Below are 22,006 nucleotides of genomic sequence, written 5' to 3' on the forward strand. Positions count from 1 at the left end.
AACCCCATTTGTTCACATCAGTATAGATAACATCTTTTCTATCTACTTCTATAACAAGAATAATAGTATCCTCTATAGGCTGTAGCATCATCTCTGCAGATGTGGAAAGCCAAATAGGATATATTACACCTTCTGGTCTAGGTACTATTTTAGCTGCATTTCTTCCATACCATTCATATAGATTTAAGTAATAATCTGATATGGTATCCATCTTTTCTAAAATATACTCCTTCTTAACTCTATAAACACCATACTTATCCAATTCATCAAGAACATTCTTATGCTGTCTTGTCCGAAGTCTTACTTTATCATTAGGATTGTATAAATTAGTTGTCATATCTTTACCACTCCCCTTTTGGCTTCTTTATTCTCTGATTCTAAATATAACTAAACCTTCGTACATTTAAAACATAGATAAGCCTTTTATATATCAACGTTTTAAATCATTAATAAGTAGAAAATTCCTCTTGAAAATGATATTCAAGCAACAAAAAAATATAATAAATGTTAAAATACGGATAACTTATTCATATGACTACTATATCACAAATCAATGAAAATAAAAATAATTTCATAAAATCTATCGCAGTTTTTGTTAAAAAACTCAAGGTGATTAACGTGGTAAAGGATGATAGTGAAATTACAAAAGTTCCAAGAGGAATACCTAATATAATTGGTTGGAAATGTAAAGTATTGCAGAAGAAATAAAGCTAAATATGTGACTTATCGCTGTCGTTGTAAAGATAATCAAAAGATGTGTAAAAACAAAGAGGTTCGTCGAGAATATATTGAAGAGTTCGTAGTTGAACAATTGTTGAATAACATATTATGTAATTCCGCTATTAAAGTTTTGACTGAGGAACTAAAAAAACAAAATAGTTCATTAAATAACAACCTTACAAGAAACTTTATCAACATAATCAAAAAAACAATTTCTGATTATGTTGATAAAGTTGTTGTGTTTACATTTGGTGGAGGCGAACCGTACACAATTGTAGCCACAATTTCTAGAGACGATTTACTAGAGAATTTTAGGTAATAGGTAATTAATCTCCTTATTTCATACTTGTTTTATTTTTTCCATAATTTCATCTGTAATACTTTGCGTACTTTAAATACAAGGTATAGTTATTTATTAAACAACGTACAAAACTTGTGTTTTCTGCTTCTATGTGTACTATAATTACTATCTATTTTCTTAGTATAGTTAATACATTAATCGTTGCCCTTTGATTATCGACATTGATTGCGCAAAAGTTTTAATCGATATGCTTTCCAATACTCAATTTCCTACTATCTCTAAGTCCTAATTCACCAGACTCTTTATAAGTATAGCTCCACCATTTACTAGCACACCAAATCCTAGTATTCCCAAGTACATCTACATTAAATCCAGCATCTTAAAAAATCTGAATCGGTAATTTTCCCATCCTATATTCAGCTATAAATAAGGATTTAAATTCATCTGTATATGTGATCTATTTCTCACTAAATCTTTTAACATATCTGTTTTTTGAGAGATATGAAATTTCCTCAATAGCAAATAATTTTTTAATCATACAGTTCACACTCTTTCTAATTTAATTGTACAAAAAATGATCCTATATGAATAGACTTTTTTTAGTGTCTATCATATAGGATCCATTTTTAATCTCACACCTTTCCTTTATATAAAAATGTTAAATTCATCATTTAATACGTTCTACATATAGTTTAGCTAAGTTCGAAATGGTTTCAATATCCTCTTGAACATATTTTTCGTTTACAAGATTCCCTCCAATTCCAAAGCAACAAATTCCAGCATCCAAGAAATCTCTGATATTATCTACGTTAACTCCGCCAACAGCTGCAAACTTAATATGGCTTAGCGGAGCATGAATTGCTTTAAAATATGGTATCCCTAAATTACCCATTGGAAAAAGTTTAATCACATCTGCCCCTGCTTCATATGCAGATGCTGCTTCTGATGGCGTCATGGCACCAGGCATGGAAATTGCATTCATTTTTTTAGTTTCACGAATCACATCCAGATTAATATTGGGAGAAATAATAATCTGTGCTCCAAAATCAATTGCCTCATGAACCTGTTCAACACTCATGACAGTTCCTGCACCAACGAGTACTTTATCTCCATATTTTTCTTTTATTTTAGCAATATTCTGAAGACATTTTATACTGTTTTCATTGCTTGTCTGGTCGAAAGTAATTTCCATACATTTTATGCCACCATTATAAAGTGCCTGTGCGACATCCAAAATTTTATCACTTTCAATTCCACGAATTATGGCAACAATCTTATTTTCTAATATAAAATCCAACAACTTAGTTTGCATTATTACACTCCATTCATTTTTTATTGGCAATCAACGATAACCTTGACAGTACTACTTTCAGGATCTGCGATTAAATCAAATACCTTAGAACAATTTAATTTTCCATAACCTTCTCTTAGAATAGGTTCTTCCACTTCATTGACTTCAACATGTTGAGGTCGCATATAAATTAATGCTTTCTCAATAATCACACCACTTATGAATTATAGTAATCCTTTCACTTTTGCTAAAAGCAAGCATCCATTTGCTGAAAGATTGATACCTTCTGCATCAAAATATAAGATGTTTTTGAACTTTTCTTCTGACATGAAGATATCATACAATGCTGTTCTGAATGGATCCTTTCCTGCTATGATAATCTGATAATCACTATCATTATTGAATAATTTCAAAGAATATTCCAACGATTTGACATCATTTTGTAAAACAACGCCCAATAAATAACTTGAACGTTGACTATCTGTTTTTTTCAAAAATAACTTAATTATCCTTGTTAAGAAAGCAGCCCTTCCTGTTCCTAACTCTTTTGCTTTTTCATACCCCATAAGGCACATACTGCTATCATACTCATCGGATCTTAAAAAATCTTTACCTGTTGCATCAGTTAGAATACTTTGAGTCTGTAGCAGCGACAACAATTCACCTGTTAAAGATGTTACACAACCAAGGATATTCCTATTCTCACCTACAGCCACAAATTTAGTATGTGATCCCGGTAGGACAATAATGCTGTTCATTTCCACATTATCAATCTGATTTAATATAGAAACAACTTCAACTTCCTCACCACGCATAATATCCATTCTGTCAAAGTTATCTTCTTTAATCTGATCCGTGCTCATGTTCTTAATTCCAGGTATGAAGCTGATCGGTATAGGGCATATGTCATCTAATTTAACACTTTTGATTCCAGATACCAAATCTTCTATTGAAACAGGTGCCACAAGATGATCAAGTTCATATATCCCTAGATTAGATGTAATCATACCGGCAGCAAGTATACAATTTATATCATAGTACGTCATGTGATTTCGTAGTATCAGAGTGTCTAAAATGTTTTTTATTGTCTGTTGAAGTCTCTTATTTGAACCTTCAACAGCTACATCTTTAATTCCAATGTGTTCTGCCTCAGAATCAATTTCTTTCAATTCCGAGTTCCATAAACTCACTCTGGTATTAGTTGTTCCACCATCAATGGTAAAAGAATACTTCGTCTTGTTCACAACCTGTCACTCCTCGAATGCATTTATTTTTTTGAAGATTTATATGCTGCAGCTTCTTGTTTAACTAATTCAATCCACTCTGTTCCTACGTCATTACTAATAGTATCCCATGTAGGAGCAGCTAAATCTTTAAATACTTTTTTTTGTTCATCAGTAAGTGCTACAACAAAACCATCATTTTTTTTAATCTCTGTAATGCATTCTTTTTCTTTAGAACGTTGTAATTCTCTTTCGAATATAGAACTTTCTTTTCCCGCACTTAAGAATATTTTCTGATCTTCAGATGAAATGGTATCCCATACTTTCTCGCTAATTAAAAGCATTATTGGCGAATAAATATGTTCGGTTTGAGTTATATATGGAGAAACAGTATGAATTTGCTGTGAAAAAATATTTGTGATTGGATTTTCCTGGCCATCAATTACACCCTGCTGTAAAGATGTAAATATCTCTGATCCTGAAATAGCAACAGGATTAGACCCCATAAGTTTCCAAGCTTGAAGATGATATTTGTTATCCATGGTTCTTATCTTTAACCCGGAAAGTTCCTTAGGTGTTGTAACCTGACTCTTTGTTGTAGAGAGATCTCGGAATCCAAGTTCCCACCAAGCTAATAATTTTAATCCATCGACTTCATCAACCTTTTCTGCTAGTTTTTTACCTAATTCTCCATCCATAACATAATCAGCTTCTTCATAACTAGAGAAAAGAAAAGGCAAATCAAATATTGCTAATTCCTTAACTAAACCAACTACTGGAGCTGTTGATGGTGCAGTCATTTCAATGGTTCCTGCACGAACAGCTTCTACAGCTTTCGTATCATCACCTAATTGTCCATCATGATACACTTCTACAGAATAACGACCTTCAGTACCTTCTTCAATTAATTGTTTGAATTTTTCCTGTTGCGCAATTACAGCCGGTAGTGTTGCACCACCTCCATTGGAAATCTTAATAACTTTGGCATCACTATTTACTTTTGTCTTACTTGTCTCCGTCGGAGAAGTTGTATCACTTCCCGGTGTTTCTGAAGTCCCTGACTTTAAGCAACCAGTTAACATAGAAGAGATTAAAACTGCTGTAACACATAAAGACATAAATTTATTATTTTTTTTCATTTTATATATCCCCCTTAAATTTAATTTACTTATTTTATTCCAAGTAGATCAGGTAAAAATGTAACAAGCTGTGGTATAAATGATATCATTAACAGTACGACAACCATGGCGCACATATAAGGAAATAGTGCTTTAGTCAATTTACCCATGGATACATCAGCCATCCCCATACCTACATATAAAACATTACCAACTGGAGGTGTTAATAATCCGATGCATAGATTAACAATCATAACAACCCCGAATTGTACAGGACTTAAACCGAACTTATCAACGACTGGCAGCAATATAGGTGCTAATATTAAAATTGCTGGTCCGTTATCCATGACACAACCAACAAGTAGAAATAGTATGTTCAGCAAAATCATTATTATATAAACATTACTTGTAACAGAAACAAGAGCAGTCGTTAATAATTCGGGAATATGTGCAATAGTAATGAAGTATGCCGCAATCGTTGCCGAACCGACGACTAACATAATCTGTGCACTCCCTTTGATACTATTTACAAATATTTCTGGTAAATCTTTTACTGTAATCTTTTTGTAAATAAACATACCTACAAATAACGAATAGACTACCGCAAGTATGGAAGCTTCTGTCGGCGTTGCAACCCCTATGATGATACTTCCCATAATAACGACAGGTAATACAATTGCCCATATAGCATCTTTTCCTGTCACAAGTATCTCTTTTAAAGTTGCTCGTTTTTCTTTTGCAAAATTTAATTTCTTTGAACGAAAGTACCAAATAACCATGATTGAAACACCAATTAAGATTCCAGGAATGACCCCACCCATAAATAAACTAGAAACAGAAACTCCTGTGACAACTCCATAAATGATCATCTGAACACTTGGTGGAATAATAGGACCAATGCAACCTGAAGAACAAATTAATGCCGCACTTTCAGCTCCATCATAGCCACTTTCTTTCATAACCGGCAATACAACCGAACCTACGGCTGTCGTATCAGCTACAGCTGAACCAGATACGCCAGCAAATACCATCGAAGCAATGACAGCGCAATATCCTATTCCACCACGAATGTGTTTGAACATAGATTGCAAAAAGTTTACTAACTTACTGGAAATACCACCTCGGTTCATGATTTCACCGGATGCAATGAAAAATGGTATGGCTAACAAAACATAGCTATCAACACCCTGCAATAATTTAGATGCGATAATTGAAGGAGCAAAATCCATGACATTGCCTAGTAACATCATTATGATTGCACATCCTGATAAGGCAAAAGCAATTGGAACATTAAAAATAACTAAGCTAAATAATGTGGCTAAAAATATTATTAGCATTGTCATATCGCAACTTCTCCTCCTTTCGAAAAATTCTTGATTATCTTTATTAATCTGACCACAGACTGAATACCCATAATAGCAAAGCTAAACGGTATAACCGAATATACAAATCCATATGGAATTCTCAACGCCGACGATGACCAATCCCAATTCATTTTAACTACATCCACACTACCTGCTGTTAAAATAATCATAATCAACAATACAATCGTTGTTGCCAAAATTTGAACAACATTTGCTTTTCTCGGACTTAGATGAGTTACCAACGCATCCAAATTCATATGACCATAAGTATCATTAACTAATATAGATCCTAGAAAAGTTATCCATATAAATAGAAATCTTGATAATTCATCACTCCAGCTAAGCCCTAAATGAAATATAAATCGTGATAACACATTAAAGAACCCGACTGATATCAAAACTGTAAATATGATCCAACATACTATTTGGATTACTTTTAATAAATATTCATAAGCTTTATTAAGCATATTTATCTCCTTCCTTATAATTTTTCTCATTACTTATCACTTTTCCAGGTTAAACAAGTTATTTCCTTCAAACCCAAGCTTATGAGAAATATCTAGTGCTATTTTTTTAATTTCACATGCAGCTAATAATCTTGTTTCCTTATCGTATTGAGATTTCATACCTGTTGCACTTATTCCAGCTACTGGTTCGTTAAGATGATTAAGGATTGGTAATGCAATGCAATAGATTCCATCCTCATTTTCACAGTTATCAATACAGTAATCTCTTTCTCGTATGCTATCCAATTCTTTTATTAAACTTTCATAATTATCAACTGTCTGTTTCGTTTTCTTGACATATGGTCCTTCACCCATGATTTCGAGAACTCTTTTGTTTGTAAGCGCCGCAAGAATTGCTTTCCCCAACCCTGTCGAATATGCCGGCTGCGTTGCTCCTTCAGTTGCAATGCCAACAAAACGCTGACTTGGCTCCCGTTTATTAAAATAAATTATTTTATCCCCAACCAAAGATGCCACAAGAATTGTTTTATTTAACTTATTGGCAAGATCAATCAAATAAGGTTGGCATAATTGATAAACACTCATGTTGTTTAAATAGCTGTATCCTAATTGAAACATTTTAACGCCTAGTACATAACTGCTTAATTCCTTATTCTCTATTTGCAGATACCCATCCTTGCATAAAGTACTAATGATGTCATACGTGCTTGTCTTTGGTATTTCCAACGCTTTACTGATTATTGCTAAGGTACATGCCTTATTGTTCGAAGCAATAAATTCAAGTATTTCGAAAGTTCTGTGAGTCGTGCGATTATTGGTCATCTTAATTTTCCTCCAAATTCGAATATTTATTAATAATTATGTTTTACCACTCAAGCACTGTACCATCAACATTTCGCCATACTGGGTTTTTCCAATTATGTCCAACCATGCTAGCCTCTTTAACTTTTTCTTCATTAATTTCGATACCAAGTCCAGGTTTTAGAGGACGATTTACAAATCCGTCTTTATATTCAAATACTGAACGGTCTACCAGATAATCTAACATGTCAGCCGTCTTATTATAATGAATACCTAAGCTCTGTTCCTGAATAACTGCATTATAAGTACAAAAATCAATTTGTAGGCTTACAGCAAGTGCAATCGGTCCTAAAGGACAATGTGGCGCTAATGCTATATCATAGGCTTCAGCCATTGCAGCAATTTTTTTTGTTTCAAGGATTCCTCCACAGTGACAAGGATCCGGTTGGATGATATCTACGCCGCCCTGTGTAATAAGATTTTTAAATCCCCATCTGGTATAATTTCTTTCACCCGTAGCAATAGGCGTTGAAAACTGTCCTCTTAATTGTGGGAATATTTCTTCATTTTCACATAATACTGGTTCTTCCACAAACATCAATTTATATGGTTCCAATTCTTTCATTAATTGAAATGCCAAAGGTTTGTGAACCCTACCATGAAAATCTAGCGCAATATCCATATCATATCCTAATTTATCCCTAATGGATGCAACCCGATTGACTGTCTCTTCTACCTGCTTATAATTTTCAAGCCATCCAACGCCAGGAACACCATTCATCTTGATTGCACGATAACCCTGTTCGTATTTTTCTACTGCTGCCTTTTGAACATCACCAGGTTTATCGCCTCCAATCCAACAATATACTTTCATTTTGTCTCGGCAATAACCGCCTAAAAGATCATATACAGGTACATTCAAGTACTTTCCTTTTATGTCCCACATTGCCTGTTCAATTCCTGATATAGCACTCATAAGAATTGGTCCACCTCTATAGAATCCTGCGCGGTAAAGAACTGAAAACATATCTTCAATATTTCGTGCGTCTTTTCCAATGACATATTCACTCAATTCCCTTACAGCTGCTGCAACAGTGTCAGCACGACCTTCTATTACTGGTTCTCCCCAACCTACTATCCCAGATTCAGTAGTCATTTTAAGTAATAGCCACCTTGGTGGCACTTTAAATAATTCTATGCTTTTAATGATAGTTTCGCTTCCCATTTATAATTCCCCTTTCATTCATTCGTATTTGCGAACGTCGTTCGTTATTACGTTCTATAATATTATATTATCACATTTCTTCTCCGTTGTAAACAATTACAAAATAATATTTAAAAATAATTACAAAATTTTAGAATTATTGAAAATATTACTAGAAGTACAAAAAACATAATAACCCCGAACAATTGAACTGGCCCTGGGTTAATGGACACTAAAAACAAACTCCTATCATAGAATATCTTGAATTCACGTAAGCTGACACCGTTTTCCATATGGTGTCAGCTTTGTTTTACTTCATTACAAAATAAAAAAGAAGCCAAATTTTTAAGCTCCTTATTGCTCCATACTTATTTTATTGTTTTCTTAATACTTTTTTTCTTAATATTTTTTTTAAAAAAATAATATAGATCACCTGATAAATCACAAAACACTAGAATTACATAATACTATAGATAATTATTAAGATTTATCTATTTAATTTATAAGTCTCTTTAAATATTAGTTAAAGTTATCAATTCTTTTGGTTAGTCAAAACAATGAAGAGAAAACTTCGTGTTTTCTTCCTTATTTTTTCTTTTAATCTAGATTATTCTACTCATTTATCATCATTTAGTACTTTCTCAATTTCAATAACTCTACGTTCTTTTTCAATTTACTGATTTAATTCATCTTCTGATGGTAGATACAGTTTATATTTTGAAGCAAATATCTGCGTATTTCCTTCTGGCAAAGTATATTTTACTACAGAATCAGATTTATCAGCACAAAGAACAATTCCTATTGGCGGATTATCACCTTCATTCATTAAATCTCTTGTATAGTAGTTTACATACATTTGCATTTGTCCTAAGTCTTGATGCATTAATTTACCTATTTTCAAATCTATCAACACAAAACACTTTAGAATATAGTTGTAAAACACTAAATCAATATAAAAATGATTTCCATCAAATGTGATATGTTTTTGTCTCGATTCAAATTTCAATAGCCTCTTATTCTTTAAAAAACCATACTGGAATATTTCCCAAAAACTCATAAGATAAAAAATTAATCCTTCTTATTTTTTCTTGAAACGCTTTAGTTCATCGCTATTCATAAACAAAGTCTTTTCTTTAAATTTATAAAGGCTTGATCTTTTTATACTTCACACTCAATATCTAAGCAAATTTGCATTATCAACACAAACCATATATATTTAATTTTTGTCGCTGTTCCTAAATAATTCTTTGAATCGCTTCACAGCATATTTACCAATATCACTTAACCATTTCCACACATTATCAAGGGGCTGCTTTTTCCGTAAATAAATCTTGATAATCAATAAAAGAATAAACAACGCAAATCCTACAATTACAAACACAACCGCGACCGGATTTTCTTCATACATTGCACTGCCAAAAAGTTGTGCAGTTGCCGCATATCTTGTAAGATAGTTGTTTGCAGGTGAAGGCAATTCTACCATTGTAACTGATTTTATATCTCCAATTTTTGCTATCATATAATGATAATAGCTGTTTTTAGTTAAAAGTTCTGCACCTGCACCACCTGAAATCAGATACCGTACTCCATCATTTGTATATTCCAAATAGCTATGAATATGTGATAAGTAAACTGTGTCTACATGGTAGGTACTCATAAGATTTTCAAACTTTTCCGCTTCCTGTGAGTCTTGGAAGCCATGTTCCATATCCTTAGTTTCATTATAATTATTTAACTTCTGTTCTGCCCAGTTATCTCCACTTTTAACTTCGTTTACATAATTCGGAATTTCATTGGGGGTTACACCGCTTCTTGGATCATGTGGCGGAATATGTGTAACTACAAAAATACGTTTACCCTGCGACTTTTTTAAATCCTTTTCTAGCCATGTATATTGTTGGTTTGAAATAGCCTGCTTTTCAGACCATCCGGGAGACGAATCCATAAATACAAAATGACTGTCTTCTATATCAAATGAATAATATGCTGGGCCATACAGCATGGTATAAGTGTCACGCCCATTGCCACGAATATCGTGATTGCCGAGAGTGGTACAGACAGTAGTGGAAATTTTTGACAACATTTGGTTAAACAATCTATATTGATTCGGTTTTCCACTGAATACAAGATCACCGTTATCTATGACAAATACTGGATTTTTCCCATTTACCTGCTGAATAATATTATCAAATGTATCATATCCATCCCGATTATCTCCGAGAATTATGTATTGATATTTACCTGTGCTGTCTGATTGTAACGGTTCAATTTTTATAGTTTTCCCAGAGCTTACCACAATACTTAACTTTAATGTATTGACTTCCACTTTCGTCATTGACAGGTTGCTGCCTACAATGCTCTTTGAGTAAAAATCCGGGTTTATATTTTCAATGAATAATGAAATAGTTGCATCACTATCACCCTTTACTGTTACTTTAGGCAAGGGTGATAGTGCCCTGATCACAAGGCTTTGCGTACCATCTTTTCCCTTTTGAAGGCCCTTCACAAAACCTCCGTAAACAGTTACCTGTGCATTCGGGGTTTGATAAGTTGAATTGGAATCATCGGGGTTAAACTTAAGTGGAACGCTGACAAAATCTCTGCTAATATTGTAGCTACTTTGGGCATCGTAAATAAATACACCCACCCCAGTAACAAGGCATAGACATAAGATAATTATTGTTACGTTGATAATTTTCTTTATTTTCATAATCACACCTCTTACTAAATTTTTGACACTTTTAAGTGTTTGTATTCTAAAATTATCATAACAAATATTGCTATATCTATTATGACCATCATCAGCATAAGCACTGATCGGCTATGCATATAACTATACATTTCATATGTAATGAACAATACGAACACAAACATAGCAAGTGGATATGCCCACAATTTTTTCGTAAGCAGCACCCAAACTACTGCCAGCTTAGTTATACCATGCAGCATCATATAGACTGCAACCGAATGTTGTGAGTTGATTGAAAAGTTTTGACCTATAGTAATAAAGTAATTCATTGCTATATCCTTTGGATCTTCTGTCAGTTCTGGAATCGCAATAAACCTTATAAGGCGGTTAAGGCCCTCATAATTCAGAACAATCAAAATAATTCCGCCAATAAATTCTATAAACGCATCTACGCCTTTCATAACCAAGCCGCCATAAAACCCAATATTGATAATAGTATCCTTATTAAGTGGTTTTTTCATAATTTCCTTCTTGCCTTGTATTAAGGTCACCGCATAATAATCATCACTACATTTACAAATGTGATTCACGACTTTACATAATTATACCATTGAATTCAAAACTCAAGTAATGAAATTTATTCTTTTCAAATATACATGTTATCTTATATTTTTCATAAAGAATAATTGCAAACTAGAAATACAAATGAAAATTTTTAAATTATTTTTTGAATATTGGTTAAAAATTAAATATATGGTATAGATGAGTGAGTAGTTTAAAATTATTACCTTTATAAACTCTACCTATGTTTTCATTCTACATACTACATATTCTTTCCGCTAAAAAGTGCACACCCAACCCTAAAAATGCACACCCCTAAATTTAAAATCTTTAGGAGTGTGCATGTCCAACATAAAAATCTATAAATTTAATCTCTAAACCTTAAAAATCCCTACTCTAAAATTCCAAAAAACAACGAAAACCCCTGAATTCAAGAGTTTTCCATTATATCAATATTTGAGTTTTCTTAGGTCTAATAACTATGATTTTGATACAATTTAGCGACTTTTTTAAATGGGTTATGGATTTTAATATCGCTAAATTGTATGGGTTTTCTGCTAAAAGATGCACACCCTACAAAATTTATTCTAAACTTATAGTTCTACTCATATAATTCACAATAAGCATTAATATAAGAAATGGCTGCTACTTCATTAATACCATAATAATATTTTACAAGTTTTTTATAAATAATAAGCACTTCTTTATCAAAACAACAATCTAGAATTAAATCTAACAAACTTTCTATTCTCTCTCCATCTTCTACCCTAAGCTTAATGATTTCTTCAATTTCATAACCATAATTCACCTCAGCCAACTTAGCAAATTCCTTTAATCTTTGTACTATTCCACTAACATCCATGTCCACCCTCACATACTAAATATTCTCTTGCAATTCTTATAAACTTACTTGTCACTACCTATCTGCTTTATATTTAAACCCTTAAGAGCCTTTATATTTTTATTGTTGAGTAATGATTTTAGTTGTGTTCTAGCTATTTTATTTAACTCCATTAACCGCTGCCTTTGTTCCATTCCTTTTTTAATAAAATTTGCATTCAAATTTTCTAGATTTACCAACACTATAAGCTGTTCAATTGTAGCATAGTCTCTTATATTTCCTTTTGCATCCGGATTCCCATTTCTCCATTCCCTTGCTGTCTTTCCAAATAAAGCAACATTAAGCACGTCTGCCTCATTTGCATAAGTAAATGCTATCTCCTTATTGGTTAGGTCATTAGAAATTAAATTTTCTTTAATAGAATCAGTGTGTATTCTATAATTTAATTTTGATAGTACACGGTTAACGTTCCATTCAAGAGATAATTTGCTATTTTCATCACCCTTTAATCTCTGATAATCTTTTATTATATAGAGCTTAAATTCTGGTGAGACCCATGAAGCAAACTCAAAAGCAATATCTTTATGAGCAAAGGTTCCTCCATACCTACCAGATTTTGAAACAATACCAATTGCGCCTGTTGCAATTATCCACTTTTGAGGTGACAATACAAATGAATTTTTACCTGCCTCATTTCTAAACCCTTTGAATTCGACGGGTTTAAAATTCGGATTATTCATTTTTTCCCATAATCCAAGAAATTCTATTGTATCCCTGGTTCTAAGCCAATTTCTAATAACATCATTAGGCTCATCACTCTTGTATTTAGCAATATCCGTAACAAATGCGGTTTTGATATTTTGTATCTATATTCTCAAAACTACTTTTAATTTCCCACCTTATATTATAGCTCTTTTCTTCACTTTCATTTTGATAAAGTGCCGCATATATTGTTAGCATTAGTTCAGATTTTTGTTGTAATAGATATATCTTCTCATTTTCAGAATAAACGTCTACTCCTAGCTCCTTTAATTCCTTTAAAACTTTTAGTGTATCTAATGTATTTCTTCCAAACCTACTTAAGGACTTAGTAAGGATTAAATCTATTTTACCGTTTTTACAATCTAAAATCATTTTTTGAAACTCTTTTCGCTTGGTTATATCTCTTCCAGAAGCTTTATCAGCGTATACGCAAGCAAATTTCTCATTTTTATTTTTCTTTATCTCATTTTCATAATATGATATTTGATTTTCTAAACTACATAGCTGGTTCTCATGCAAGGTACTAATTCTACAATACGCAGCCACTTTTAATATTTTAAATTGTGGTATTGTATTAAAGTTTATTATCCGTTTTATTGTTCTCATTTAGCTTTTGTTAATCTAATTCTTTGAACTCTATTAAACAATTCTTCATCTATAATTTTAGGATAATTTTCATCTCCTATATAACGTTCATAAGAAAGTATCTTTGATATTGCCTGATTTCCCCATTTAGGGTTATTATAAGGTGAGGGAATACTGCAAGATTCAAGCCTAGCTGAAATACTTCCCATACTTTATCCATCAGCATATAGTTCATATATTAATTTCACAGTCATAGCCTGTAATTCATTTATTTCTATTTTATTCGAAAAATCTCGATTATATCCAAATGCTATCCTCTTTTGAACTTTTTTATCCACTTTATCACTCCCGTATCTTTGCTTTTACAAACGTGATTCTTAATTTAATTATCACATATTTTCTTATAAAAATCAAAGAACAGATTATTGCTAAAAATCTGCAATAACCTGTTCTTTTAATTAATCTGTCTACTTATCTTGGTGGAGGCGAACCGATACCAACTATATCACTGTCCATTTATAGAAGTGAATTATATATGTTAAATCTAAATTGAACTCTCCAAGACTTCCAACATATCCAGGATGAGAGTGAGTTATCAGTCCACTAACTTCAATCAAGATAATGAATTCATCCCCACCAATTCTAGAAACGGTATCACATTTTCTCAGAGTGTTAACCAATCTTTCAGATACTTCTACCAATAATTGGTCACCTACGTCATTTCCCATGGTATCATTAATCATTTTAAAATCATCCAAATCTAAAAACATAACTGCTAGCATTTTTCCATACTTCGTGACAAAAGTATGGAATGATTAAGTTTCTCCTATAAGGACATCCGATTAGGTAGTCCTGTTAAATGACCCTTCAATAATCCATCAACTAATTTTTTTAATTTAGCAAATATAGAGTAGTTATTTGATTTATACCTTCATTGTAGAATTAAATCTTAAATTTCTGTACCATTTCATTTAATCTTTGAGCAAGTTCTGATTGTCCTTGTGCCGTTAAAGCCGCTTGTTCTATGGCTTTTGTAGTTTCATCCATGTTTTCTTTTATTATTTCTGATTTTTCACTTGATTTTTGTGATGCCTGTGCCATCTCTTGAACAGCTTGGCTTACTTGCCCAACAGTGGCTGTAATTTCCTCAGACATTGCAGCAATTTCCTCAGACATTTTACTTACAAAATCTGAATCATTATAATACTGATTTCCAGTTTCTCCATAGCAATCAAATTGTTCATTTACCTGTATATTTATATATTGTAATATATCGTTCCCAGTATCAATGCTACCTTTAAATGCCTGCTTAACTTTAATAATAGTATCTTGTATATCAATTACTGCTTGTGCTGATTGTTCTGCAAGTTTTTTCACCTCTTCTGCTACAACTGCAAACCCTCTGCCCTGCTCTCCCGCTCGAGCTGCTTCTATTGCAGCATTTAAAGCAAGTAAATTTGTTTGCCCCGCTATACTTCCGATAGTATCTGCCATAACTTTTATACTATCTACGACCTTTCCATCTTCAATAACTTTTTTCATTTTTATTTGTTTTTCAGCATATATGCTTCGAGTATCATATATGGCTATTTCACTGTTGTTTTTAGCTACTGTAGCCCTTTCTTTGGACCTATTTGCATTATTACTACCCTCCAGAGCTTTAGTAGAAAGCTCATTGATACTTGAATCTATTTCCTCAACGGATGCACTTATTTCCTCTGATGCAGCACCGGACCCCTGCATACCAGAAGCAATAGTATCTACAGCATCATCTATAGTTATAGCTTGTGAAGATAATTCCTCCATCGTTGCTGAAAGTTCTTCAGAGGATGCACTTATTTCCTGTATAGTATTAAGTAGTTCTTTAATCATTGAGCTTACATTATTTTGAGCTTTATTAAGTAATTCAATAGTTTGTCCAAACTCATCCTTTCTGCTATCTTTAATAGTTGATGAGAAATTAAACTGAGATAACTCCTCAGCAAATTCTTTGATTTTGTTTAATGGAGTAACAAAACTTATTTTTAGAAGGTGAGTTATACTAATTGAATATAAAACCCCTATTATTGTTACTATTACTATTATTATATCGCTTGAATTGATTATCGCACCTGTAGACTTATTTAATTGATACGAAGAATAAATTCCAGCTGCACCTATTATTATCATAAATAATATTATTGTGTTAAATATCAAAACTATTTTTTTGTGTATTGGCATATTTCTAAAAAACATTATAAAATCACTCCTTTTAAAATTTTAAAATTTTAAAGTTTCAAACATATATTAAACTATTTTTTTTATGTATTAACTATAGATTTGAATTATTTTTCTTATTTATAATATTATATTAATTTATAATATTATTAAATGTTTTTTTTGTTTTTTTATAATTTTCGTTTGTTAAAAAAATTGTTATTTCGGCATGTTTTATGTTTAATTGGATTAATTAGGGTGTTTATATTGTTTTTTGTTTTATATTACAATATTCTCTGTAATAACTTTCTATTTCAATAAGCGTCGAGTACTTTCAGCTCAATTTTAACACTAATGTTTTGTAAACTTGCCTTCTCCATCTTCATAAATATTAAATTATTTACTTTCAGACCGTAAATTGCTTCATATGTTTGAGTTTAGACATTTTCAAATTTACAATGTTAATTATAGTTGGTTGTTTTAGAAGATTGTTGCGACTAGGACAACAATTATTACAGACACATTCACGGTATTCGGCTATTTAATTAGAGAACAAAGACGCCATGTATTTACTAGAACTAATACATGAAGTTTTTTATTTTTCTTTATCACTTCTCAAAATAAGTGGTCGCTTTATGTATGGTGGAGGCAAACCATATGCATTTGTAACCACAATTTAACATACCTTTTTACATTGAATTATTGAGGGCTTAGTTATGAACTAACTAACCAACTAACATATTTGCATCCTCAGCTATTTTTTCCCCAGTAACTGTTACTTCTTGTAATGCTGCAGTGATATTAATAATAGATTCATTTACGCTCTTCATTTTTTGGTCTATTTCATCAGAAACCAATGAAATTCCTTGCACAATTTTTATCATTTCCTTTTGATCTACTCCAGTAGAATTTGCTGTTTGGCTAGTCTTTAAGGACAATTTCTTAACCTCTTCAGCTACAACAGCAAACCCCTTGCCAGAATCACCAGCCCTAGCAGCTTCAATTGCGGCATTTAAAGATAATAAATTAGTTTGCTCTGCAATCCCTACAATTTCAAGTGATGCTTTTGTAAAATTACCTACACTATTTTTAATTAACTTTACACTTTCTCTTAAAATATCAGATTTTTTTAAAATTTCACTAACTTGATTAAAAATTTTCTCTACTTCTAAGGCACTTTCCTCATTGCTTTTAGATACATCATTTATAGAGTTAGTGATTTCTTCCACATGTCTCTTTAATTTTTTTACATCCTCTAATTTTTGTTCCGTAAGTTTGTTGAATTCATCTAAAACACTAATTTGTTGAGTTTTTGATTCTATTGCTTTATTAGAAATTTCTATTTCATGTCTATTATAATCTATACAGTTATCTAATAGATTTAATTTATTATAAATTTCTTTTGCCATATCTTTACATGTATGGTATCCACAAGCGGAACAGTTTATTTTTCTAGAAAGTTCTTCATTTTTATGCATTTCAATAAAAATGTTGTTATAGCTTTGTTCTGTTGGTTCAATAATATCAGTAACTTTACAATTTTCATTATAGACTCTACTAAAATCTTCAATTTTTAAATTCTTATCAAAGTATTCATAAAGCCAATTTATTTTTTTCTTAATTAACTTTTTCCCCTTATCAATTGATTTATACTTCTTTAATTTGTTAAATTCATAATCCACATCATCTATTGAATGCAAATTATGAGTACCTGTTCCAAAATTACAGCCTTTTGAACAATTTAATACATCAATTAGTAAAGGTACATTTAATTTGTTTTTTATTCTTCCACTGTACTCTTTTAAATAATCATAAGCATGTTCATGACCTTCTACCTGCCTTACCCATGCATTAGGCACCTTATTTTGTACATTTTCCTTAAGCCCACCTGGTCTACTGAATAAATACCCTAAACTACAGCCCATATCTTCAAAGCCATAATCATCATATTTTGATAAATCAACTTTTCTATTTTCTAAATACTCTTGAAGTTTTTTGTATGTAACATTGTATTTTATAAAGCCCATAGTATTCTTATCACTTATTTCATCCTTCTTACCAACACAAGGAGATAGAAATGCTATATCACCATACCAGCATCCAATAAGTGAGTTGCAAAGCTATGCCGCTTATGGGGAGCTCCCCATAAGCGGCATTATGTAGAGTGTTTGATTATGGTGAGTGTTTAAATAAATTAACCTAGCTAAAGGCTTCTTGCGATATTTACTCACCATAATTGTTCATAATAAGTATATCAATGTTTTATGAAAGGAGCTTATTATGAATGAAACAATCAAAATCGAAGAGGCAGTTTCTGCTGTTTTAGCAGAGTTAGAGAGGCAACGTTATAGTGATACAACTATTAAAAGTTATCGTTGTAATTATAATGTTCTACTTAAGTATACAAAAGAAAAAGGAATTAATTACTATAGTGAACAAGTTGGGATTGATTATCTAAAGGAAAAGTATTGTCTGTCTATTAATGGATTTTATGGTACTCAGCCTAAGAAAATCAGTGCTACCATGCGTTGCATGCAGGTATTATGGAATTATACAGAATATGGAAAAATAACATTCCGAATGAGAGGAAAGGATAAGCCATACGAATGTCCAAATCAGTTTAAACAGGAATATGATGCATTCAATAAGCATTCTATTGAAAGAAAATATGCACCTCAAGGTTTTCAGGCGGTTATAAAGCCGACCAGGCGGTTTCTTGATTTTCTTCAGTATTCTAATGTTCAATCATCTGAACACATCACATCATTCCTAATTACAAAATTCTTATCAAATTATGTAAGTAATAAAACCAGGTACGTAGCAACTGTTATTTCTGGGTTGAAAAATTACATGAACTTCTTGTATCAAGATTGTTTTATATCAGAGGATATTAGCTGTTTACTTCCGAAGGTGAGGATTATACGCAATTCGTTTATTCCGTCTTCATGGAAAACTAAAGATGTAAAGAAACTATTGGAATCAATTGATAGAGGTAATCCTACAGGAAAACGAGACTATGCAATACTTTTGACTGTAGTCCGTTTAGGGCTTCGAGTCAGCGATATCAGATCCTTAAAATTATCTAATCTAAATTGGAATCTAAAAAACATATCACTTATTATGCAGAAAACAAAACAAACACTAGAACTTCCTATACTTGAAGACGTTGGATGGGCAATTATAGATTATTTGAAAAATGGGCGACCTGAAACATCATCCGATATCCTATTTATCAGACACCGCGCGCCATACGATGCATTTAGTCATAATGATTGTCTGCAGCATTCTCTACATAGATATATGGTTAAAGCCGGAATAGAAATACCGCGTGATCGTTCATGTGGACTCCATTCTCTTAGAAGTACTCTTGCACGTGCTATGCTTGATAACAATACCCCTCTTCCAATTATTTCAGAGGTATTAGGGCATCAGAATATACAGACAACTAGCATTTATTTAAAAATTGATATGGAAGGTCTTCGAAAATGTATAATAGATCCAGATGAGGTATTCAAATATGAAAAATGAATACCAATGGAAAAGTGAATTTGCTGAATTTATAAAGATGTTTTTAAATGAAATGCATATGATTGGTTTTAAATATAAAACCCAATCAAGACTGTTGGAACGGTTTGATGAGTACTGTTATAGTAATGGATATAAAGAAAACAAATTGACCAAAGAGGTTGTTGAAGCATTTTGCCATGGGGTAGATTACGAAAAAAAATCCACACAATATACTAAAGAAAGAATTATGTGCAATCTTTGGAGTTTTTACGAAGGCAGGGATTAATTGCCTATGATTGCCCCAAAATATCTGCACCAACTAAACGTTCCTCATTTGTACCGTATATTTTTTCGAAAGAAGAGCTAAAACGCATGTTTAGCGAAATTGATAGATACCCATCCTGTATCAACAGTAACCGGCATTTAATTGACCCAGTATTGTTCCGTTTACTTTATGGTAGCGGACTCCGCATCTCCGAAGCTTTAAATTTGAAGTGCAAAGATGTAGATTTGGAATCAGGTACTATTACAATTCTGCATGCAAAGAATAATAAAGATAGAATTATACCGATTGCACCAAGTCTTATTAACAGATTCAAAACGTTCGAAGAAAAAATGCATACCGCGAGTGATAAAGATACCTATTATTTCAAGAGCCCACAAAGTGGTTCACTCATTGATAAAAGTACTATTTACCGACGCTTCCGCGATTATTTATGGAAATCAAATATATCCCATTCGGGTAAAGGTCCTAGAATTCACGATTTTCGTCATTCATATTCCGTTCATTGCCTAAAGAAGTGGGTGCTATCAGGTAAGGAGTTGACTAATCTTATGCCTTACTTGTCAACTTATTTAGGACATACAGATTTTAGAGCTACACAATATTATTTACAGTTGACAGCTGATTTGTACCCAGATATCATACAGCTAACTGAAGCTGAATTTGGATACTTGATACCGGAATGGAGTAATGATCATGAAGAAGAATGATTTCTCTAAATATCTGTCAGAATTCCTTTCCCTTTATCTACCAGGGCAAAGAAATGTTAGCGTTAATACAATAGCTTCATATCGGGATGTATTTAAACTTTTCCTAATCTTTTGCGAATCCGAAAAAAAGATACGTATCGAAAATATAACCATATGTATTATGACCCGAGATCTAATTGTAGATTTTCTAAATTGGCTTGAAGAAAGCAGGAAAAATGCTGTTGCTACAAGAAATCAGCGTCTCGCAGCACTCCATGCATTTTTTAGATATGTTCAAAAAGAAAGTCCGGAGAATCTTTTTGAACTAGGAAAATTTTTAGAAATACCTATGAAAAAAAAGCCTAAACCTATGATACCGTACCTTACGGCTAATGAACTGAAAATTCTTCTTGAGCAACCCGACCTCACTACAATAGCAGGTAGAAAAAATCTAATTTTGTTAGTTATACTTTATGACACCGGTGCGAGAGTACAGGAATTAATCGATTTAAAGTGGAAGGATGTAAGATTGACATCACCTGCAGTTATTACTCTTCATGGAAAAGGTAATAAAACTAGACAGGTGCCTATTATGTGCAAGACTCAAAAGTTGTTAGAATCTTATAAGGCAGGACAGGAGATGAACTTTGGAACCGCTGGAACTGATCATCCATTATTTTATAATCAACAGCATAAAAAGTTATCCAGGTGGGGTATATCATACCTAATAAATAAATACATCAAGAAGGCAAAAACTAATAAAGACTTCTGTATAAATTTTGTGGTAACGCCCCATGTATTTCGATATAGTAAGGCAATGCACCTTCTCCAAGCAGGGGTAAATCTTATTTATATACGTGACTTTTTAGGACACTCAGACATTAATACAACAGAGATATATGCAAGAGCTGACAGTGAAATGAAAAGAATAGCATTAGAAAAATCTTATATTGAACTGACAACTAAAGATATGCCAAAATGGCAAGATGACGGAGATTTGATGAATTGGTTAAAAAATCTTTGTAAATGAACACCTTTTATTATGGTGAGTGTTTTAGAAATTATTACTGGTGACATAAGGGTTTAGTGGAAGACTCACCATAATGTATCACTCCACATAATGACGAAGCGTATGGACAGTTGCATGCTTCTTGATTTTAGTCTTTTTTATAGATTTCTCGAGCATTTTCTGAACACTACGTGGACTTATAGAATCTGTACGACCATTTCCAGAAAACAAATATTCCGTAGGATTATATCTGTTCCAATACTCTCTGAGGATTTCTAAATTTGATCTGGACAACAATGAATATCTATCTTTTTTACCTTTGCCCTCTCTAATTAATATTTGCATGTTTTTACTATCAATATCTGTTATTTTTAGGTTACAAACTTCACTAACTC

26 protein-coding genes and 1 pseudogene are annotated in these 22,006 nt (G+C 32.2%); 6 read left to right on the plus strand and 21 right to left on the minus strand.

The features are described 5' to 3' along the window. The coding region (locus JJD95_RS14520) for a DUF3841 domain-containing protein (protein WP_291643743.1) at positions 1-337 on the minus strand (337 nt) is incomplete at its 3' end. 194 nt (positions 338-531) lie between these two features. Here JJD95_RS14520 and JJD95_RS14525 point away from each other — a divergent pair. Further along, positions 532-708, plus strand: a complete 177-nt coding sequence (locus JJD95_RS14525) for a hypothetical protein (protein ID WP_291643744.1) — start codon at positions 532-534, stop codon at positions 706-708. 10 nt (positions 709-718) lie between these two features. Then, positions 719-1,039, plus strand: a complete 321-nt coding sequence (locus JJD95_RS14530) for a hypothetical protein (protein ID WP_291643745.1) — start codon at positions 719-721, stop codon at positions 1,037-1,039. A 649-nt stretch (positions 1,040-1,688) separates the two neighbouring features. On the opposite strand, the gene JJD95_RS14535 is transcribed toward JJD95_RS14530, so the two are convergent. From JJD95_RS14535 to JJD95_RS14625, 19 genes and pseudogenes are all read right to left on the minus strand, one after another. After that, on the minus strand, positions 1,689-2,333 hold the full coding sequence (locus JJD95_RS14535; RefSeq protein ID WP_291643746.1) for a bifunctional 4-hydroxy-2-oxoglutarate aldolase/2-dehydro-3-deoxy-phosphogluconate aldolase: 645 nt from the start codon (positions 2,331-2,333) through the stop codon (positions 1,689-1,691). Between the two features lie 20 nt (positions 2,334-2,353). Further along, positions 2,354-2,497, minus strand: coding sequence for a hypothetical protein (locus JJD95_RS14540; protein WP_291643747.1), 144 nt, complete (start codon positions 2,495-2,497; stop codon positions 2,354-2,356). A gap of 39 nt (positions 2,498-2,536) precedes the next feature. Next, on the minus strand, positions 2,537-3,556 hold the full coding sequence (locus JJD95_RS14545; protein ID WP_291643748.1) for a 2-dehydro-3-deoxygalactonokinase: 1,020 nt from the start codon (positions 3,554-3,556) through the stop codon (positions 2,537-2,539). A gap of 23 nt (positions 3,557-3,579) precedes the next feature. Then, positions 3,580-4,653 (minus strand): TRAP transporter substrate-binding protein DctP, encoded by a 1,074-nt coding sequence (gene dctP / locus JJD95_RS14550; RefSeq protein ID WP_291643749.1) that lies wholly within the window; start codon positions 4,651-4,653, stop codon positions 3,580-3,582. A gap of 50 nt (positions 4,654-4,703) precedes the next feature. Then, entirely contained in the window at positions 4,704-5,996 is a 1,293-nt protein-coding gene (locus tag JJD95_RS14555) for a TRAP transporter large permease (protein WP_291643750.1), read from the minus strand. Continuing rightward, on the minus strand, positions 5,993-6,514 hold the full coding sequence (locus JJD95_RS14560) for a TRAP transporter small permease (protein WP_291643751.1): 522 nt from the start codon (positions 6,512-6,514) through the stop codon (positions 5,993-5,995). Before JJD95_RS14560 ends, JJD95_RS14555 begins: the two co-directional genes overlap by 4 nt. 6 nt (positions 6,515-6,520) lie before the next feature. Beyond that, complete coding sequence (locus JJD95_RS14565; protein ID WP_291643752.1) at positions 6,521-7,306, minus strand: IclR family transcriptional regulator; 786 nt, start codon at positions 7,304-7,306, stop codon at positions 6,521-6,523. 43 nt (positions 7,307-7,349) lie between these two features. Continuing rightward, positions 7,350-8,510 (minus strand): galactonate dehydratase, encoded by a 1,161-nt coding sequence (gene dgoD, locus JJD95_RS14570; protein ID WP_291643753.1) that lies wholly within the window; start codon positions 8,508-8,510, stop codon positions 7,350-7,352. Positions 8,511-9,162: 652 nt separating this feature from the next. Then, positions 9,163-9,546, minus strand: coding sequence for a PDDEXK nuclease domain-containing protein (locus JJD95_RS14575; protein WP_367114831.1), 384 nt, complete (start codon positions 9,544-9,546; stop codon positions 9,163-9,165). Between the two features lie 159 nt (positions 9,547-9,705). Continuing rightward, complete coding sequence (locus tag JJD95_RS14580; RefSeq protein ID WP_291643754.1) at positions 9,706-11,199, minus strand: metallophosphoesterase; 1,494 nt, start codon at positions 11,197-11,199, stop codon at positions 9,706-9,708. 14 nt (positions 11,200-11,213) lie between these two features. Continuing rightward, positions 11,214-11,699 carry a DUF2127 domain-containing protein gene (locus tag JJD95_RS14585; RefSeq protein ID WP_291643755.1) on the minus strand — a complete coding sequence of 162 codons (486 nt, stop codon included), beginning with the start codon at positions 11,697-11,699 and terminating at the stop codon, positions 11,214-11,216. A 641-nt stretch (positions 11,700-12,340) separates the two neighbouring features. Continuing rightward, on the minus strand, positions 12,341-12,601 hold the full coding sequence (locus JJD95_RS14590) for a hypothetical protein (protein ID WP_291643756.1): 261 nt from the start codon (positions 12,599-12,601) through the stop codon (positions 12,341-12,343). Between the two features lie 44 nt (positions 12,602-12,645). Further along, positions 12,646-13,446 (minus strand): KilA-N domain-containing protein, encoded by an 801-nt coding sequence (locus tag JJD95_RS14595; protein WP_291643767.1) that lies wholly within the window; start codon positions 13,444-13,446, stop codon positions 12,646-12,648. Beyond that, positions 13,406-13,948 (minus strand): recombinase family protein, encoded by a 543-nt coding sequence (locus JJD95_RS14600; protein ID WP_291643757.1) that lies wholly within the window; start codon positions 13,946-13,948, stop codon positions 13,406-13,408. The genes JJD95_RS14595 and JJD95_RS14600 overlap by 41 nt, the downstream gene beginning before the upstream one ends. After that, positions 13,945-14,136: a recombinase family protein gene (locus JJD95_RS14605; RefSeq protein WP_291643758.1), complete on the minus strand. Its 192-nt coding sequence runs from the start codon at positions 14,134-14,136 to the stop codon at positions 13,945-13,947. The genes JJD95_RS14600 and JJD95_RS14605 overlap by 4 nt, the downstream gene beginning before the upstream one ends. A gap of 3 nt (positions 14,137-14,139) precedes the next feature. Then, positions 14,140-14,265 carry a hypothetical protein gene (locus tag JJD95_RS14610; protein WP_291643759.1) on the minus strand — a complete coding sequence of 42 codons (126 nt, stop codon included), beginning with the start codon at positions 14,263-14,265 and terminating at the stop codon, positions 14,140-14,142. Positions 14,266-14,427: 162 nt separating this feature from the next. After that, positions 14,428-14,709: a diguanylate cyclase gene (locus JJD95_RS14615; RefSeq protein ID WP_291643760.1), complete on the minus strand. Its 282-nt coding sequence runs from the start codon at positions 14,707-14,709 to the stop codon at positions 14,428-14,430. 160 nt (positions 14,710-14,869) lie between these two features. Further along, positions 14,870-16,021 (minus strand): annotated as a pseudogene (locus JJD95_RS14620) (methyl-accepting chemotaxis protein); the annotation flags it as partial. Between the two features lie 827 nt (positions 16,022-16,848). Next, positions 16,849-18,150, minus strand: a complete 1,302-nt coding sequence (locus JJD95_RS14625; protein WP_291643761.1) for a methyl-accepting chemotaxis protein — start codon at positions 18,148-18,150, stop codon at positions 16,849-16,851. 253 nt (positions 18,151-18,403) lie between these two features. On the opposite strand from JJD95_RS14625, the gene JJD95_RS14630 reads away from it, so the two are divergent. The 4 genes from JJD95_RS14630 to JJD95_RS14645 are packed head-to-tail and all read left to right on the plus strand — an operon-like array spanning position 18,404 to position 21,632. Beyond that, entirely contained in the window at positions 18,404-19,651 is a 1,248-nt protein-coding gene (locus tag JJD95_RS14630) for a site-specific integrase (protein ID WP_291643762.1), read from the plus strand. Then, positions 19,641-19,916 carry a hypothetical protein gene (locus tag JJD95_RS14635; protein ID WP_291643763.1) on the plus strand — a complete coding sequence of 92 codons (276 nt, stop codon included), beginning with the start codon at positions 19,641-19,643 and terminating at the stop codon, positions 19,914-19,916. Before JJD95_RS14630 ends, JJD95_RS14635 begins: the two co-directional genes overlap by 11 nt. After that, the gene (locus tag JJD95_RS14640) at positions 19,880-20,623 is read left to right on the plus strand and encodes a tyrosine-type recombinase/integrase (RefSeq protein WP_291643764.1); all 744 of its coding nucleotides are present in this window, start codon (positions 19,880-19,882) and stop codon (positions 20,621-20,623) included. The genes JJD95_RS14635 and JJD95_RS14640 overlap by 37 nt, the downstream gene beginning before the upstream one ends. Continuing rightward, positions 20,610-21,632: a site-specific integrase gene (locus tag JJD95_RS14645; protein ID WP_291643765.1), complete on the plus strand. Its 1,023-nt coding sequence runs from the start codon at positions 20,610-20,612 to the stop codon at positions 21,630-21,632. Before JJD95_RS14640 ends, JJD95_RS14645 begins: the two co-directional genes overlap by 14 nt. A 78-nt stretch (positions 21,633-21,710) precedes the next feature. Here the strand turns inward: JJD95_RS14645 and JJD95_RS14650 are convergent. Continuing rightward, positions 21,711-22,006, minus strand: a 296-nt coding sequence (locus JJD95_RS14650) for a tyrosine-type recombinase/integrase (protein WP_291643766.1), incomplete at its 5' end; no start/stop codon positions are given.

It is taken from the genome of Clostridium sp. (assembly GCF_016650035.1).
In the GTDB taxonomy this organism is placed as follows: Bacteria; Bacillota; Clostridia; order Clostridiales; family Clostridiaceae; genus Clostridium_AD.